The 15,002-nt window shown below is 70.4% G+C and carries 15 protein-coding genes; 6 read left to right on the forward strand and 9 right to left on the reverse strand.

What is annotated here, in order from left to right; genetic code table 11:
* Positions 1–84 precede the first annotated feature (84 nt).
* The 4 genes from M3Q23_01725 to M3Q23_01740 all read right to left on the reverse strand — a co-directional run bounded on the left by M3Q23_01725 (position 85) and on the right by M3Q23_01740 (position 4,226).
* Positions 85–1,044 carry a heme o synthase gene (locus M3Q23_01725; protein MDP9340829.1) on the reverse strand — a complete coding sequence of 320 codons (960 nt, stop codon included), beginning with the start codon at positions 1,042–1,044 and terminating at the stop codon, positions 85–87.
* Positions 1,045–1,604: 560 nt separating this feature from the next.
* Positions 1,605–2,477, reverse strand: coding sequence for a cytochrome c oxidase assembly protein (locus tag M3Q23_01730; protein ID MDP9340830.1), 873 nt, complete (start codon positions 2,475–2,477; stop codon positions 1,605–1,607).
* Positions 2,474–3,580, reverse strand: a complete 1,107-nt coding sequence (locus tag M3Q23_01735; protein MDP9340831.1) for a HAMP domain-containing histidine kinase — start codon at positions 3,578–3,580, stop codon at positions 2,474–2,476. Before M3Q23_01735 ends, M3Q23_01730 begins: the two co-directional genes overlap by 4 nt.
* Positions 3,564–4,226 carry a response regulator transcription factor gene (locus tag M3Q23_01740; protein MDP9340832.1) on the reverse strand — a complete coding sequence of 221 codons (663 nt, stop codon included), beginning with the start codon at positions 4,224–4,226 and terminating at the stop codon, positions 3,564–3,566. Before M3Q23_01740 ends, M3Q23_01735 begins: the two co-directional genes overlap by 17 nt.
* A 322-nt stretch (positions 4,227–4,548) precedes the next feature.
* Here M3Q23_01740 and M3Q23_01745 point away from each other — a divergent pair, with 322 nt between their 5' ends.
* Genes M3Q23_01745 through M3Q23_01770 form a run of 6 tightly spaced genes read left to right on the forward strand, consistent with a single transcriptional unit; the run spans position 4,549 to position 8,876 of the window.
* On the forward strand, positions 4,549–4,989 hold the full coding sequence (locus M3Q23_01745) for a hypothetical protein (GenBank protein ID MDP9340833.1): 441 nt from the start codon (positions 4,549–4,551) through the stop codon (positions 4,987–4,989).
* Between the two features lie 6 nt (positions 4,990–4,995).
* Positions 4,996–6,030 carry a hypothetical protein gene (locus M3Q23_01750; GenBank protein ID MDP9340834.1) on the forward strand — a complete coding sequence of 345 codons (1,035 nt, stop codon included), beginning with the start codon at positions 4,996–4,998 and terminating at the stop codon, positions 6,028–6,030.
* Between the two features lie 11 nt (positions 6,031–6,041).
* Positions 6,042–7,673, forward strand: a complete 1,632-nt coding sequence (gene ctaD / locus M3Q23_01755) for a cytochrome c oxidase subunit I (protein ID MDP9340835.1) — start codon at positions 6,042–6,044, stop codon at positions 7,671–7,673.
* Positions 7,674–7,678: 5 nt separating this feature from the next.
* The gene (locus tag M3Q23_01760; GenBank protein MDP9340836.1) at positions 7,679–8,275 is read left to right on the forward strand and encodes a cytochrome c oxidase subunit 3; all 597 of its coding nucleotides are present in this window, start codon (positions 7,679–7,681) and stop codon (positions 8,273–8,275) included.
* A gap of 1 nt (position 8,276) precedes the next feature.
* A complete protein-coding gene (locus M3Q23_01765) occupies positions 8,277–8,663 on the forward strand; it encodes a cytochrome c oxidase subunit 4 (GenBank protein ID MDP9340837.1) in 387 nt (128 codons plus the stop codon).
* 27 nt (positions 8,664–8,690) lie between these two features.
* Positions 8,691–8,876: a hypothetical protein gene (locus M3Q23_01770; protein MDP9340838.1), complete on the forward strand. Its 186-nt coding sequence runs from the start codon at positions 8,691–8,693 to the stop codon at positions 8,874–8,876.
* A gap of 19 nt (positions 8,877–8,895) precedes the next feature.
* Here M3Q23_01770 and M3Q23_01775 read toward each other — a convergent pair whose 3' ends face one another.
* Genes M3Q23_01775 through M3Q23_01795 form a run of 5 tightly spaced genes read right to left on the reverse strand, consistent with a single transcriptional unit; the run spans position 8,896 to position 14,986 of the window.
* Positions 8,896–9,744, reverse strand: a complete 849-nt coding sequence (locus M3Q23_01775; protein MDP9340839.1) for a PHP domain-containing protein — start codon at positions 9,742–9,744, stop codon at positions 8,896–8,898.
* A gap of 41 nt (positions 9,745–9,785) precedes the next feature.
* Complete coding sequence (locus M3Q23_01780; protein ID MDP9340840.1) at positions 9,786–10,550, reverse strand: hypothetical protein; 765 nt, start codon at positions 10,548–10,550, stop codon at positions 9,786–9,788.
* A gap of 17 nt (positions 10,551–10,567) precedes the next feature.
* Positions 10,568–11,758: an acyl-CoA dehydrogenase family protein gene (locus M3Q23_01785; protein MDP9340841.1), complete on the reverse strand. Its 1,191-nt coding sequence runs from the start codon at positions 11,756–11,758 to the stop codon at positions 10,568–10,570.
* 10 nt (positions 11,759–11,768) lie between these two features.
* Complete coding sequence (locus M3Q23_01790) at positions 11,769–12,857, reverse strand: alpha-hydroxy-acid oxidizing protein (GenBank protein MDP9340842.1); 1,089 nt, start codon at positions 12,855–12,857, stop codon at positions 11,769–11,771.
* On the reverse strand, positions 12,854–14,986 hold the full coding sequence (locus tag M3Q23_01795) for an amylo-alpha-1,6-glucosidase (GenBank protein MDP9340843.1): 2,133 nt from the start codon (positions 14,984–14,986) through the stop codon (positions 12,854–12,856). The genes M3Q23_01790 and M3Q23_01795 overlap by 4 nt, the downstream gene beginning before the upstream one ends.
* Positions 14,987–15,002 lie beyond the last annotated feature (16 nt).

A 15,002-nucleotide genomic window follows, 5' to 3' on the forward strand; every position in this document is an offset into this window, starting at 1 on the left:
TCGTGGGAGGCCGGACGGGGTCCGAGGATATCGGGACGAAACGGGAAACCGCAATGGGGCGCAGCGACGGCGTGAGCCGGGGGGCTACGTGAGCGAGCCGCCCGTGGCCAGCACGTCCACGGCGACGGCCGCGAACAGTAGGGCGAGGTACGCATTCGACGTGTGGAACAGGCGCATGGCCCTGGCCAGGGACGGGTCCCGCCGGAGCCCCAGGGCTCGAGTGGCCAGCCAGATCCACAGGCCGGCCGCGGCAACCGCGTAGACCGGCCCGAGATGTGCGACCGGAGCGAGGACGAGGCTCATCGGCAACAGGGCAGCCGTGTAGCGGACGATCCGCTTCGTGGTCTCCTCGACACCCCGCACCACCGGCAGCATCGGAACCCCCGCCTCCCGATAGTCGTCCACGTACCGGAGCGACAGCGCCCAGAAGTGGGGTGGGGTCCACAGGAACACCACCCCGAACAGCAGGAGCGCCGGAACCCCCACCCGCCCCGTGACCGCCGCCCATCCCACCAGGGCCGGGATCGCCCCGGCCGCCCCGCCGATCACGATGTTCTGCGGCGTGGTCCTCTTCATCCAGGCCGTGTACACGAACACGTAGAACAGGATGGCCAGGGCCGACAACGCGGCAGCGAGCACGTTCGTCGTCAGGGCCAGCCACGCGGTGGACACCAGGGCGAGGACGACGCCGAAGCGAAACGCGGCACCCGGCTCGACGGCATGACGGGGAAGCGGCCGCTGCCTGGTCCGGCTCATCTTCGAGTCGATGTCCCGGTCGAGATAGCAGTTGATCGCGTTGGCCGCCCCGGCAGCCATGGATCCGCCGAGCAGCGTCGCCAGGATCAGCCAGGGCGACGGCACGGCCCGGGCCGCCAGGATCATGGCCGGAACGGTCGTGATCAGCAGCAGGATCACGATCCGGGGCTTGGTCAGCTGGAGATACGCCCGCCCCACGGCCAGGGCCGGGACAGATCGAGGCGCCTCGGCGACGCCCCCGACGCCCCCTGGGGGCAGCCGGTAGGCGAGCGCGCACAGGGCCACCATGGCCGCCCACAGCACCCCGCTGAGAGCCTGATGCCACGTGGCGAGCGTCGTGGCCGAGCGGAGGCCCAGGGGGCCGTCCGCGGCCAGCGCCTCCAGCAGGGACAGGACGACGACGGCCGCCATCAACACCCGGATGGCCGGACGGCGCCGCTCCCCTCGGACGGTGAGCCAGGCCAGGGCCACCAGCCCGAGCAGGAGCGCGGCCCCGCCCGCCTCGTGGAGGGCCCGGAATGCCGTGGGCGGGGCGGCCTCGGAGGCCCCGGCCAGCATCACCGCGAACATCCCGAAGGCGAGGGCGAGCGATGTCCGCGCCACCAGGAGGTGGGCGCCACGAGGCCGCCATTCCCGCATCCGGAATGCCGACGCCAGAGCGGTGAGCACCGACGCCGCGATGAGCAGCAGCATGCTGGCTAGCCGTCCCGCGGTGGCGGGACCGGGCTCCGCCGCTCCCGAGGCGACGACGGCCACCGCGGCGGCGCCCGCCGCTGCCGCCGTGGCCGCCACCGCAAGGCTCGCCGGGGCAGCCCACGACGTCCGGGTGGCCGGAACCCGCACCGCGTTCATCCCGGGGTCGACCCCGTGGCTCGAGCGACGTCATGGACCCGCCGGGCGTCCTCGCGCTCGGCTTCCCGCTCCTCACGAGCCAGCCAGTCGAACAGCACGGCGCCGAGGGCCACGACCATGACGAGCATCCCTCCCTCCCACATCAGAGCCCCGGCCAGATGCTGGTCGCCCAGAGGCGACAGCCCGAGCGAGCGTGTGCTCGCGACGTAGGGCTGGTACAGGACGTGGCTCGCGCTGTAGATGGCCAGCCCGAGGACCGCCGTCACCGGCATGGACAGGAACAGGTACAGCAGGCGGGCCGGATGCGACAGCCGCCGCGGGCTGGGATCGAGCCCCACCACCGGCAGCCAGAACAGCAGGGCCGCCACCAGGTACGCCACGTGCTCGAGCGTGTGGATGGCCTCGCTTCGGACCGCGGCGACGTACAACGGGGGCACGTGCGTGGCCCACATCACCGCCGCGAACAGGGCCCACCCGAGCACCGGCCAGCCCACCACCCTTCCCACGGGACCGTGCAGCACGGGCAGGAGCACCGAGCGGCGCACGCCACGTGAGGATGCCTGGAGCGCGAGCATGGCCGGGGTGCCCAGGACCAGCAACGGGGCCGCCACCATGGTGATCATCAGGTGCTGGGCCATGTGCACCGACAGCAACCGACCCGCGTAGGCGTGCACCGGAGACTCCAGCGCGACCAGGAGCACCCCCAGGCCGGCGAAGAAGAAGCTGGCCCGGCGCCGGGGAAAGGCGGAAGGACCGCGGGTCCGCCACACGCGCCGGGCCGCCACCAGATACAGGGTCGCCGCCGCGACCGTCAGGGCGAACGGCACCGGGTCGAATCTCCACGACGTCAGGAACGTTGCTGGGGTCATGACCGGGCGAGCCGCTCCTGGGCGGGGGCGGTCAACTCCGGCCGATGTCCGTTCCCGACCAGCGGGAGGAGCAGCTCGAACACGCTTCCCTCCCCGGGAGTGCTGTGGACGGACACCCGGCCGCCGTGCGCCTCGACCACCGTCTTCACGATGGAGAGTCCCAGCCCGAACCCGCCGCCTTCCCTGCTCCGGCCGAGATCGGCCCGAGCGAACCGGTCGAAGATCCGGTCGAGGTCGGGCGGTTCGATCCCGGAGCCTCCGTCGGCGACGGAGATGGCGGCCATGCCGTCACGCCGGTGCACCGAGACCCTGATCTGCTGCTCCGGGGTGGTGTGCTTGACCGCGTTCTCGATCAGCGCGTCGATGGCGAGGGACAGCCGGTCCTGGTCGGCCTCGACCGTGGCTTCCTCCACGTCGTCCAGGACCCACACACGTGGAACCGGCGTCCACCGCCGGAGGGTCTCCACCACCACGGGCTCCACGTCGATCCGGCTCGGCCGGATGAAGTCGGGATGCTCCGAGGCGGCCAGCAGCAGGAGGCGGTCCGCGAGGCGTCGCAGGCGGGTGAGCTCGTCCACGACGACGCGGAGGTCCTCCCGCACCAGCGGGTCGCCGGTCGACCCGTGGACGAGCTCGGCGTGGCCGAGGGCGACGGTGATGGGGGTCCGGAGCTCGTGCGAGGCGTCCTGGAGGAACCGCCGTTCCCGATCTAGGACCCGGGCGATCGCTTCGTTCGCTCGCTGGAGCTGGTCCATGGCCGCCTGCCGGCGCCTGGCGTGCCACACCATGGCCAGGAACATGGCCGACATCAGCGGGACCTCGGTGAGCTCGTCGGCGGGCTGCGCGCCCTTCAGCACGTCGAGGTAGATGAACGTCGCGGTGGTCAGGATCACCGCCCCCAGGGTCCACAGGGTTGGGCGGACCCCCCAGACCCGGAACCCGTACAGCAGCGTCAGGCTGACCCAGATGAAGTGGAACGGGACGGTCTCCCACTCCGCCAGCAGCAGCATCGCCGTGAGGTTGGCGGCGCTGAAGACGACCCAGGCCAGGTCGATCCACTTGAGGCCCCGCGTCCACGACCGCCGCTCAGCCGGCTTGGACACGGTACCCCTCACCACGGACCGTCTCGATGGCGTCGGCCCCCAGCTTCCGCCTGAGCCGCCCCACGTACACGTCCAGGACGTTCGACCCGGACTCGAAGAAGTAGCCCCACACCCCCGAGAGCAGCCGCTCCTTCGACATGGTCTGTCCGGCATTGGCCATGAGGTGCTGGAGCAGCAGGAACTCTCGCTCGGCGAGCGGGGTGGGTCCCCCACCGGAATCGGCCTCCCGCCGGATCAGGTCCAGCCGCAGGTGGCCCGCCGAGAGCTCGGTCTTCCCCGGCTCCCGGGTCCGCCGGAGCCGGGCCCGAACCCTGGCCACCAGCTCCTCCAGCGAGAACGGCTTGGCCAGATAGTCCTCGGCCCCGAGCTCCAGGCACCTCACCTTCGAGGCCGGGTCCCCCAGGGCCGAGAGGACCACGATGGCTTGGGACGGCCTCACCTCGAGGATCCGGGTGAGGACCGCCACGCCGTCCATGTGGGGCATCAGCAGGTCCAGGATGACCAGGTCGTAGCGCTCGGTGGTGGCCGCGCGAAGCCCTTCGGCCGCGTCGGCGACGGCGTCAACCAGGAATCCGTGGGAACGCAGGCCGCGGGAGACGAAGTTGAGGATCCGGTGCTCGTCGTCGATGACGAGGATCCGAGCCAACCCGGCGACCTGCCTCGCGGCTGTCTGCAATCCGTCCCCCCAGGTCCTGGCACGCGCAAGGGTAGCGGTCCCGGACTCCCGCGAACAGAGGGGCGGTCGCTCCTGTGCATGACAGTTCTGTCATCGGAACCCCTGCACACAGGGGTTCCGGGACTCTCCCCGGTGACACTTCTGTCATGTGCTTGATTTGCACCGCCGGCCGGGTACTGACTGTGGACGTGGACGGCGGATCGCTCCGGCGCGGCCGGGGCGACGGGGCGAGGAGGTGACTATGCGGGGCATGAGGTCATCCGGCCGGACGGGGATCCGCCCGGTCTTGGCCGTGGCGCTGGTATCGGTCCTGGCGCTCGTGGCTTCCGGGTGCTCGAAGAGCGCGAAGACGACGCCGGCGTACGACGTCTTCGTCCAGAAGTTCCGCTTCCACAACATGCCGGCAACCCTCTCCGGAGGCAACATCTTCATCAACTTCTCGAACAAGGAATCGGACACCATCACCCACGAGATGGTGCTGGTCCAGCTGCCATCCGGGAAGACGTCGGACGACATCATCGCCGACGCCAAGACCGGCGGGACGGGGTCGGAGGACGAGTGGCTCCACTTCGGTGAGATCCCCGAGGTGGACACCGGCGCCACGAAGACAGGACTGTTCGATCTCCCGGCCGGAACCTACGCGCTGGCCTGCTGGCAGACGGGCAATCTGGGGGGAGGCAAGGGAACTCCCCACGCGGCGCGCGGGATGGTGTTCCAGTTCACGGTGACCTAGGGAGCCATGCGGGCTCGAGGTCGCCTTCTCGCCGGCGCGGCGGCGTGCTCGCTGCTCCTGGCAGGTTGCGCCAAGCAGGGCGCGACGGCCCAGGGGCAGGAGGTGCACCACCTCTACGGGATCATCTTCGTCCTCGGCGCGTTCGTGTTCCTGCTCGTGGAGGGCCTCCTGCTGTTTTCGATCGTCCGCTTCCGGAAACGCGACGATGTCGAGCCGCCCCAGACCGCCGGCAGCAACCGCGCCCTGATCGGGTTCTTCGCGTTCGGGATCGTCCTCGTCGCGGTGCTCTTCCCGTTCGGAGAACAGGCGCTGTCATCCGTCCAGAAGAACGAGCCCCCGCTCGTGAACATCCGGATCGAGGCGTTCCAGTGGGAGTGGACCGCCTTCTATCCCAACGAGGGCATCTTCACGACCGGCAAGACCCTGGTCCGGCCGTTGGTCATCGAGGTCCCGGTGGACGAGCCGGTCCACGTCACGCTGGTGTCCCGTGACGTCATGCACGAGTTCTTCATCCCGGCGTTCCTGTTCATGCGCAACGCCTTCCCGGGCCATCCCAATTCCTTCACGTTCACTCCCACTCGGCTGGGGACGTTCCCCGGCCAGTGCGCCGAGTTCTGCGGCCTGTGGCACTCCCGCATGACCTTCATCCTCAAGGTGGTCCCGTCCATCGACTACTCGGACTGGGTGAAGACCAAGATCCATCAGGCCATCGGTGGCACGTGCGAGCCGAAGGGGAGCTCGCTCCACCTCACGGCCCACAACACGTCGTGGGACACCAACTGCATCGCCATCGACGCGGGCTCCACGCTGGCGCTCACGGTGACGAACCTGGACCAGGGCATCGACCACAACTTCGGCATCTGGCCCAGCCTCCAGGCCTCCTTCGCCAAGAAGGGGGAGCTGTTCGAGACGGGTCGGTTCCCCGGGGTGGCCACGAAGTCGTTCCAGGTGTCGCAGGTCTCCTCGCTCCCGCCCGGCCACTACTACTTCCAGTGCGACGTCCACGGCGTGGCCATGGCCGGCGCGTTCATCGTGAAGTGAGGGGGTGATCGATGGCCGTCACCGAGGTCCGGCCGCACGCCCTGGCACCCCAGCCCCGGGGCCGCCTGATGGGTTGGCTGACCACCACCGACCACAAGAAGATCGGCATCCTGTACTGGATCAACTCGTTCGCGTTCTTCTTCATCGCCGGGATCTTGGCCCTGCTCATGCGGACGGAGCTGGCCCGTCCCGGCACGCAGTTCCTGAGCGCCCACGCCTACAACGAGGTGTTCACGGAGCACGGGACGCTGATGATCTTCCTGTTCATCTTCCCGGTCCTGTCGGGCTTCGGGAACTACTTCGTGCCCCTCCAGATCGGGGCCCTCGACATGGCGTTCCCCCGGGTCAACGCCCTGTCGTTCTGGCTGCTCCCGGTGGGAGGGCTGTCGATCGTGGGAGGGTTCCTGGCGAAGGGCGGGGCCGTCGCGTGCGGGTGGACCTGCTTCGCGCCGCTCTCGCTCCAGGGCAAGACGGGAGAGGACCTGTGGATCGCCGGCCTGCTCCTGGTGGGTGCGGCGTCGATCCTCGGCGCGATCAACTTCATCGTGACCATCCTCAGGATGCGCGCGCCGGGGATGAGCATGATGCGGATGCCCATCTTCTGCTGGAGCATCCTGGCCACCTCGTTGCTCGTCGTCCTGGCGACCCCCGTGATCACGGCCGGCCTGGTGATGCTGTTCGCGGAGCGTCACCTGGGGGCCGTGTTCTTCGATCCTACACACGGCGGAAACGCCATCTACTGGCAGCACATCTTCTGGTTCTTCGGGCACCCCGAGGTGTACATGCTCGTCCTCGGAGCCTGGGGCATCGTGAGCGAGATCCTGCCGGTCTTCTCGGGCAAGCCGCTGTTCGGCTACCGGGGCGTGGTGCTCGCATTCCTCCTCATCACCGCCCTGTCGTTCACGGTGTGGGCCCACCACATGTTCGTGACGGGCCAGGTCCAGCTGTCGTTCTTCAGCGTGACCACGGAGATGATCTCGATCCCCACCGGGGTCCTGTTCTTCAACTGGCTGGCCACGCTGTGGAAGGGGAAGCTGCGGCTCGAGCCCCCCATGCTGTTCGCCCTGGGATTCGTCTCCATGTTCCTGATCGGGGGGATCGACGGCGTGTGGATGGCCTCCCCGGCCATGGACTTCGCCATCCACGACACGTACTGGGTGGTGGCGCACTTCCATTACGTGCTGTTCGGTGGAACCGTGTTCGGCGTGATGGCCGGCCTGTACTACTGGTTCCCCAAGATCACCGGCCGGATGATGTCCAGGAAGCTCGGCCTGTGGCACTTCTGGCTCCAGCTCATCGGATTCAACCTCACCTTCTTCCCCATGCACGTCCTGGGGCTGGAGGGCATGCCGCGGCGGGTGGCCGACTACGCCTCCAACCGGGGCTGGAACCTGTGGAACTTCATGTCCAGCGTGGGCGCGTTCGTGATCGCCGCGTCGATGGCCGTGTTCCTGGTGAACGTGATCACCACGATGCGCAAGCCGAGGTCCGCTCCGGCCGACCCGTGGGGGGCCAACACGCTGGAGTGGGCGACCTCCTCGCCGCCGCCCCCGCACAACTTCGACGTGCTGCCGCCCATCCGATCCGAGCGGCCGGTGTACGACGCGCGGGCCGCGGTGCGCGCCGCCGAGGAGGGAGCGTGAGCGCGGTGGACGCGAGAGCCGACGAGCGCGCGGTCCGGGGCACCAGCAGCCCGGTCCTGGGAATGGTGCTGTTCGTGGCCTCGGAGGCCATGTTCTTCGCGGCCTTCTTCGCCGTCTACGCCATCGACTACTCCTCCTCCCGGATCTGGCCGCCTCGCGGCATCGTCGTCCCGTCGCTGGCCCTTCCGTCCGTGGCCACCGCCCTCATCGCCGCCAGCAGCGTGTCGGTGCAGCTCGGGCGAAGGGCCATCCGCCGCGGGGACGTCGGGGCCCTGAACCGGTGGGTGGGGGCCACGCTTCTGCTGGGGGTGGGGTTCGCGGTCCTCCAGCTGGCCGGCTACTCCCAGGTCGACTTCGGGATCTCCGCGGGCGTGTTCGGCTCCCTGTTCTACATGATGACCGGGATCGCCCTGGCCCACGTGGTGGGCGGCGTCGTCTTCCTGGTGATGGTCCTGACGCGGTCGATGACCGGCCAGCTCACCATGATCCGCCACGATTCCGCGGAGGCGGCCGCCATCTACTGGCATTTCGTGGTGGTGGTGTCGATCGCCATCTACCTGGCGTTCTTCGTCCTGGCCTCCGTCTCCACGAAGGGGCCATGAGGTGAGCCTGTACGCTCGGATCGCGCTCGGGCTGGCGGTGTTCCTCGGCGTCGCCGGCGTCGTCTACGCGGTGGCGTCGCACGAGTACGTCGGGACGTCGCTGCTCCTCATCGCCACCGCCTGTTTCGCGTTCCTGGGGTTGTACGTGCGTCGGGCCGTCAGGGCGGCAGCCGCCGAATCGAGAGCGGACTCGGCCGAGAAGGCCGAGGAGCCTCACATCGCGCCGACCATCTGGCCGTTCGTGTTCTCGCTGGCCGCGGTGGGGCTGGCGCTCGGCGCCATCGTCAGCCGCTGGCTGATCCCGGTGGGGGCAGCACTGTTCGTCGCGGCGGGAGTCGGTTGGTTCCTGGACGTGGGCCGGCAGTGGGGCCACGGGCGGCAGCGATGAGGCGGCGCGGGGAGTAGGGTCGATGGGATGAGGCGGCTCTACGATCGTTGTGCCCGGTGCGGGGTCGCCGTGCCCCTGGGCCGCTCGGTGTGCCGGGCGTGCAATCCGGCCGACCTGCCGAGCCCCAGCCCGTCGCAGTACCACGCCGTCGTGTACCTGGCGATCGTGCTCACCCTGGTGCTCGCGACCATCGTGGTGCTGATCCGGGCCTGATCCGGGCCCTCGCCCAGGATCAGCTGCGCGCGATGCGCTCGGCCCGGTCCTTCAGGGCGGCGAACTGGAGGGGGTCGGTGGTGAACGTTCCCAGCCGCACCGGGTCGTACCGTGTGCCATGGCAGTCGGAGGCGCCGGTCGCCACCAGGCCGAGCTCGGCCGCCAGGTCCCGGTAGTAGGCGCGCTGCTCCGGCGTGTGGTCCGGGTGGTCGGCCTCCAGGCCGGCCATGCCGCCCTCCGCCATGGCCTCGATGAGCTCGGTGGGCACGGACCGCTGCCTCGCCCACATCCCCGGATGAGCCAGGACGCACACCCCGCCGGCCCGGCGGATGAGCTCCAGGGCGTCCAGCGGGTGCAGCGCGTGCTTGGGCACGTCGGCTCTGCCTCCGTCGGCGATGAACTCCTCGGTGAACGCGTCCTCCTCCGTCGCCACCACGCCGGCCTCGACGAGGGCCTGGGCCACGTGGGGCCGGACGATGCTGCTGTCGCCGGCGATCTCGCGGACCCGCTCGAACGAGATCGGATAGCCGAGGGCCTGGAGCTTCTCCACCATCCGCTCGCCCCGGCGGAACCGGTCGTCGCGCAGCCGCTGGAGCTCTTCCTGGAGGGCCGGGTCGTCGCGGTCCATCCAGTAGCACAGAACGTGCACGCTGGCTCCCTCGTAGATCGCTGAGAACTCCACCCCGGGGACGATCTCCAGCGGCGTGCCGGCGGCCGCCTCCGTCGCCTCGTCCAGGCCGTCGGTGGTGTCGTGGTCGGTGACCGCGAGCACGTCCAGGCCCCGGTCCAGGGCCAGCCGGACCAGCTCCGCCGGCGTGAACGTCCCGTCAGATCGGCTGGTGTGCGCGTGCAGGTCGATGCCGCCCATGAGCCGGCCATGCTACCGGGCTTCAGGCGCCCCTTACACGCCTATGGGCGCTGACGACGCCGGGACCACCACAGGCCGGCCACCCAGGCGATCTCGACCAGAACGACGGCCGGCAAGGCGAGCCAGGGACTGATGAACGAGGCGGGGACGGCGAACAGCGCCCAGCTCGCCAGGCGGATCCACCAGTGGATGTTCCCGTGGTGCAGATCGTGGTCCAGCATGGCCAGCCGGCGCCCCAGCCTGGCCAGTGCCCCCGAGGGCCCCGCCCAGACGTACATGACGCCCCCGCTGCTGGCACGTCGTTCCTCTCGCATCCCGGGGACCATTTCGACGAACGGCTCCGCCTGGATCGCGCAGTGGAGCTCGAGTCGGGCCCGCATCGCCTGAAAGACCGGATCACGGCGGCTGGCGAAGGAGAACGTGGTCTCCGCACGTGAGACCTCGGCCATAACGTTGCCCCAACGGAACCACAGGAACCGATGTGCAGGCACCCACTCGAGCCTCCGGTGGGCACGGTGCTCCAGGCGGAGCATCGGGCGCTCGTCGTGCCGTCGCCCCTGGCTCCACCGAGCGATCTCCGCGAACGCGAGCGCCTCGTGCGTCCACTCGCCGGCGTGCGGGGGCGAGCTCAGCCGCCAGGCGAAGAGGATCCGCCGGTCCGTGACAAGAGCGCCGACGCGGCGCACGGCCACTCGATCGGCGGGCCGGTCCCTGACGAGGCCAACCGATCCTGCGGAAAGAATCGTTTCCCCCGGCTCGATCTGGGCCCGCACGTACGCGTCGATCTGATCGCTCCAGGAGCTCAAGGCGCCGACCACATCGATCAGGTGAACGCGCTCTCGCCGGTGAGCGCTCGGCCGATGAGGAGCTTCTGGATCTGGCTTGTGCCCTCGTACAGCGTGGTCACGCGGGCGTCGCGGAGGTACTTCCCCACGGGGAACTCGTCGATGTAGCCGTACCCGCCATGGATCTGGAGAGCGGCGTTGGCGGCGCGGACGGCGACCTCGCTGGCGAAGTACTTGGCGTACGACGACTCCAGCCGGTGGGGCTTCCCGGCGTCGGCCAGCGCCGCCACCCGCCACACCAGCATCCGGGCCGCTTCCGTCTCCACTGCCATGTCGGCGATGAGCTCCTGCACCAGCTGGAACCGGGCGATGGGCCGGTCGAACTGCTGGCGGTCGCGTGCGTACGCGATGCTGGCCTCCAGGCAGCCCTGGGCGATCCCCACGCACCCGGCTGCCAGCGACATGCGGCCGTTGTCCAGCGCGGACATGGCCACGGCGAACCCCTCGCCCTCACCCCCCAGCCGGTTCGCGTCGGGGACCCGGACGCCGTCCAGGTGCAGCTCGGCGGTGTCCTGGGCCCGCAGCCCGAGCTTCCCGCGGACCTCACGGGCCTCGAAGCCCTCCGAGCCGGTGGGAACGAGGAAGGCCGTGACGCCCTTCGGACCGGGCCCGCCGGTGCGGGCGAACACGAGCGCGACGCCCGCCCACGACCCGTTCGTGATGAACATCTTCGAGCCGCTGATGCGCCAGGCGTCGGCGTCGGCGTCGCCCTCGTCGCCCTCGCCGTCACCGTCGCGTTCGCGTTCGGCCCGGGCCTCCAGGCCGGCCGCATCGGAGCCCCGCCCGGGCTCCGTCAGGGCGAAGCACCCCAGCGCCTCGCCCGAGCACAACCGAGGCAGCCATTCCCGCTTCTGCTCCTCGTTCCCCCACTTCAGGACGGTCTTGGCCACCAGCCCGACGTTCACCGAGATCACGCCGCGGACGCTCGAGTCCGCCTTCCCGATCTCCTCCACCACCAGGCAATAGGACAGGTTGTCCAGGCCCATCCCGCCGTGCTCCTCGGGGATGGGCGCGCCCAGGAACCCCACCGCGGCCAGCTTCCCGACGATGGCCCGGTCCATCCGCTCCTCCCGGTCCCAGTCCCGGGCGAACGGGGCGATCTCCCGCTCCGCGAACTCCCGGGCGGTCCGTCGGACCAGCTCCTGCTCCGGCGTGAGCTCGAAGTCCACCACCGGGACCTCAGCCGCCCGCCCGCGCCACCAGGTCCGGCGTGGCGTCCGCCACCGACCGGCAACCCGCGATGGCCATGGCGACGTCGAGCTCCGCGCGCAGCAGATCGAGCACCCGGCGGACCCCGTCCTCTCCATCCACGGCCAGGCCCCACAGGACCGGCCGGCCCACCAGCACCGCGCGTGCCCCCAGGGCCAGCGCCTTCAGCACGTCAGACCCCCGGCGCACGCCCCCGTCCACCAGCACGTCGGCCGCGTCTCCCACGGCCTCCACCACCTCGGGAAGGGCGTCCATCGACGAGACGGCCCCGTCCAGCTGCCGCCCGCCGTGGTTCGACACCACGATGCCCTCGAACCCGGCGTCCACCGCCCGGCGCGCGTCATCCGCCCGAACCACGCCCTTCAACACGAAGGGCAGGCCGGTCAGCGACCGAAGCCACGACACGTCCTCCCACGAGAGCGAGGGATCGCCCTGGAACCCGATGAACGCCGCCAGGCCGGATCCCCGTCCTTCCGGAGGCCGCTGCACCAGCATGTTCGCGTAGCGCACGTCGCCGGGAAGCTGGAAGTCGTTCCGGACGTCGCGGTCCCTGGCACCGACCACGGGGAGGTCCGCCGTCAGCACGATGGCCGAATAGCCCGCCGCGTCGGCCCGCTTGACCAGGCCGGCGGTGAAGTCCCGGTCACGCTGGACGTACAGCTGGAACCACCGGCGCCCGCCCGCTTCGGCGACCTCCTCGAGGGTCCGCGACGACAGCGAGGACAGGATCATCACCGAGCCGGCCGCCGCGGCCGCTCGGGCCGTCGCCACCTCGCCCTCCGGATCCGCCAGGGCGTGCAGCGCGGTCGGCGCGACCAGCACCGGCAGGGACACCTCCTGGCCGAGGACGGTCGTCGCCGCGTCCCGGGACGACACGTCCACCAGCACGCGCGGACGCAGGGCGTAGCGGGAGAAGGCGGCCCGGTTCTGGCCCAGGGTCCACTCGTCCTCCGCGCCGCCGGCGAAGTAGTCGAAAGCCATGCGCGGCAGGGTTGCGCGGGCCCGTTCCTCGTACTCCGCGAGGGTGATCGGCGGCCGCTCCTCCCCGGAGCGGCTCATTGCCGGATCAGCACGCCGAGGTCCCCCTCCTTGCGGGAGACCTGGACGGCGGTGACGCCGTCCCTGCGGGTGAAGGTGAGGTCCACCCTGGCCTTCCCCACCCGCAGGCCGACCAGCTCCGCGGTGTCCAGCCAGTCCGGGAGGGTCGGCCGGATGATGTACAGCACCCCGTTCGGCGCGTCCGCCGTCATCCCCGCGTAGGACCGGAACATCAGGAGCGACGCGCCGGAAGCCCAGGCCTGGGGCCGGCACGCCACCGGGTACTGCACCGGGACCGGCACGTCCTCGGCGGAGAACCCGCACCACAGCTCGGGGTACCGGGCCAGCGGAAAGTACGCTCCGGCCAGGCAGAGCTCGTCGATCACCCGCATCGACTCCTGGTCGAAGCCGTAGCGCTTCAAGCCGTGCGCGATGAGCGAGTTGTCGTGGGGCCACACCGTCCCGGTGTGGTAGCCGATGGGGTCGTACGGCGTCTGGCGGGCGGCCAGGGTCCGGATCCCCCACCCGCTCAGCAGCTGCGGCGAGGTCAGCTTCCCGGCCACCCGGGCCGCCTTGTCCTCGTCCACGATGCCGGCCCACAGGGCCTGTCCAGGGTTCGACGTGATGGTGGTGACCTGGCGCTTGTCCCCGTCCAGGGCCAGCGCGAAGTAGCCCTCGCGCTCCATCCAGAAGTCACGGTTGAACCGCTCCTTCAGCGCCTCCGCCTCCCCCTCCAGGCGCTCGGCGAGCCGCTGGTCGCCCACGGCCCGGGCCAGCGTGGCAGCCCGGCGCTTCGCCTCGAACACGTACCCCTGCACCTCCACCAGCGCGATGGGCGCGGCGGCCCTGGTGCCGTCGGGATGCACGATCGCGTCGTGGGAGTCCTTCCATCCCTGGTTCTCGAGCCCTCGAGGGGCGCGCTTCTCGTACTCGACGTAGCCGTCGCCGTCCCGGTCGCCGTACCGGTCGATCCACTCCAGGGCGGCCAGCGCGTTCGGCCACAGCTCCTTCAGCGCATCCTCGTCGGCGGTCCACGAGTACGCCGACGCCAGCACCATCAGCCACAGCGGCGTCGCGTCGATGGAGCCGAAGTACGGGGTGTGCGGGATCTCACCGGTGGCGGCCATCTCCCCCACCCGGACCTCGTGCAGGATCTTCCCCGGCTCCTCCTCGCGGTCCGGGTCCTCCTCCGTGCCCTGGAGCGCGGCCAGCTGCCGGAGCGCATCCCACGCCAGGTCCGGGTTCACGGCCAGGCACTGATACGCGGTGATCAGGGAGTCCCGTCCGAACAGCGCCGAGTACCACGGCACCCCGGCATCGAGGTAGGAACCGCCGCCGTCCGAGGGCGATAGCAGCATGCGGAGGTCCAGGACGGCCCGCTCCAGGAACCGGGACAGCTGGGCGTTCGAGGTCCGGAACCGCGTGCAGCGCTTGCGCCACGAGGAGTATTCGCTCTTCAGGGCCTCGCGGGTCTCCCGGAACCCGCGGCGTGGGGGGGCCTTCCCCTCCAGCTGGGGCTGGACCTCCATCGCGATCTCGGAGCTCTCCCCCGGCTGGAGCCTCAGCTCGAAGGAGGCGCCGTCACCGGTCAGCTCGGCCGGCTGGGGGGAGAACCGCAGCGTGGTGGTCCGGATCACGCCGTCCAGTCCCCGGTACCCCATCACGACCTGGTGGCGGTCCACCTTGGGCTGCTGGAGCTGCCCGCGCTGCTCCCGGGTCATCCCCCGGACCTCGAAGATGTCCAGGAAGTCGGCACCGAACTCGACGGTCAGGTGGACGTCGCGGGGCTCCCGCCCGAAGTTCGAGAGCTTCATGCGCTCCATCAGCGCGTCCCCCAGGATCCGGGTGCGGGTCACGGCCAGGTGGTCCTGGCGCTCGAACCCGTCGGGCTCCCGGGCCGTGGTCACGTAGGCCAGCTCCACCACCTGGAGGTAGTTGCGCTCCGGGGAGGAGTGCAGGAGGAGCGGCCCGCTGTCGTCGAGCGACAGCTCGAGGCGCGACAGGAAGCGCGTGTCCATGTGGTACAGGCCCAGGGCCGCGGTGTTCCCCTCGGGGACGTTCCCGCGCGAGTCGGAGATGAAGAAGCTCCGGCCGTGCTTGATGACCTGCACGTCCCGGATGTCGACGGGAGAAGCGGTCCGCTTCGCCACAGCCGTATCGTAGTTC

Source organism: Actinomycetota bacterium, assembly GCA_030774015.1.
GTDB lineage: Bacteria > Actinomycetota > UBA4738 > UBA4738 > JACQTL01 > JALYLZ01.

What these genes read in the sequence shown, in the direction of transcription:
- M3Q23_01725 (MDP9340829.1), bottom strand. Translation starts at nt 1,044, where the DNA reads ATGGTGGCCCTGTGCGCGCTCGCCTACCGGCTGCCCCCAGGGGGCGTC.
- M3Q23_01730 (MDP9340830.1), bottom strand. Translation starts at nt 2,477, where the DNA reads ATGACCCCAGCAACGTTCCTGACGTCGTGGAGATTCGACCCGGTGCCG.
- M3Q23_01750 (MDP9340834.1), top strand. Translation starts at nt 4,996, where the DNA reads ATGCGGGCTCGAGGTCGCCTTCTCGCCGGCGCGGCGGCGTGCTCGCTG.
- ctaD (MDP9340835.1), top strand. Translation starts at nt 6,042, where the DNA reads ATGGCCGTCACCGAGGTCCGGCCGCACGCCCTGGCACCCCAGCCCCGG.
- M3Q23_01770 (MDP9340838.1), top strand. Translation starts at nt 8,691, where the DNA reads ATGAGGCGGCTCTACGATCGTTGTGCCCGGTGCGGGGTCGCCGTGCCC.
- M3Q23_01775 (MDP9340839.1), bottom strand. Translation starts at nt 9,744, where the DNA reads ATGGGCGGCATCGACCTGCACGCGCACACCAGCCGATCTGACGGGACG.
- M3Q23_01790 (MDP9340842.1), bottom strand. Translation starts at nt 12,857, where the DNA reads ATGAGCCGCTCCGGGGAGGAGCGGCCGCCGATCACCCTCGCGGAGTAC.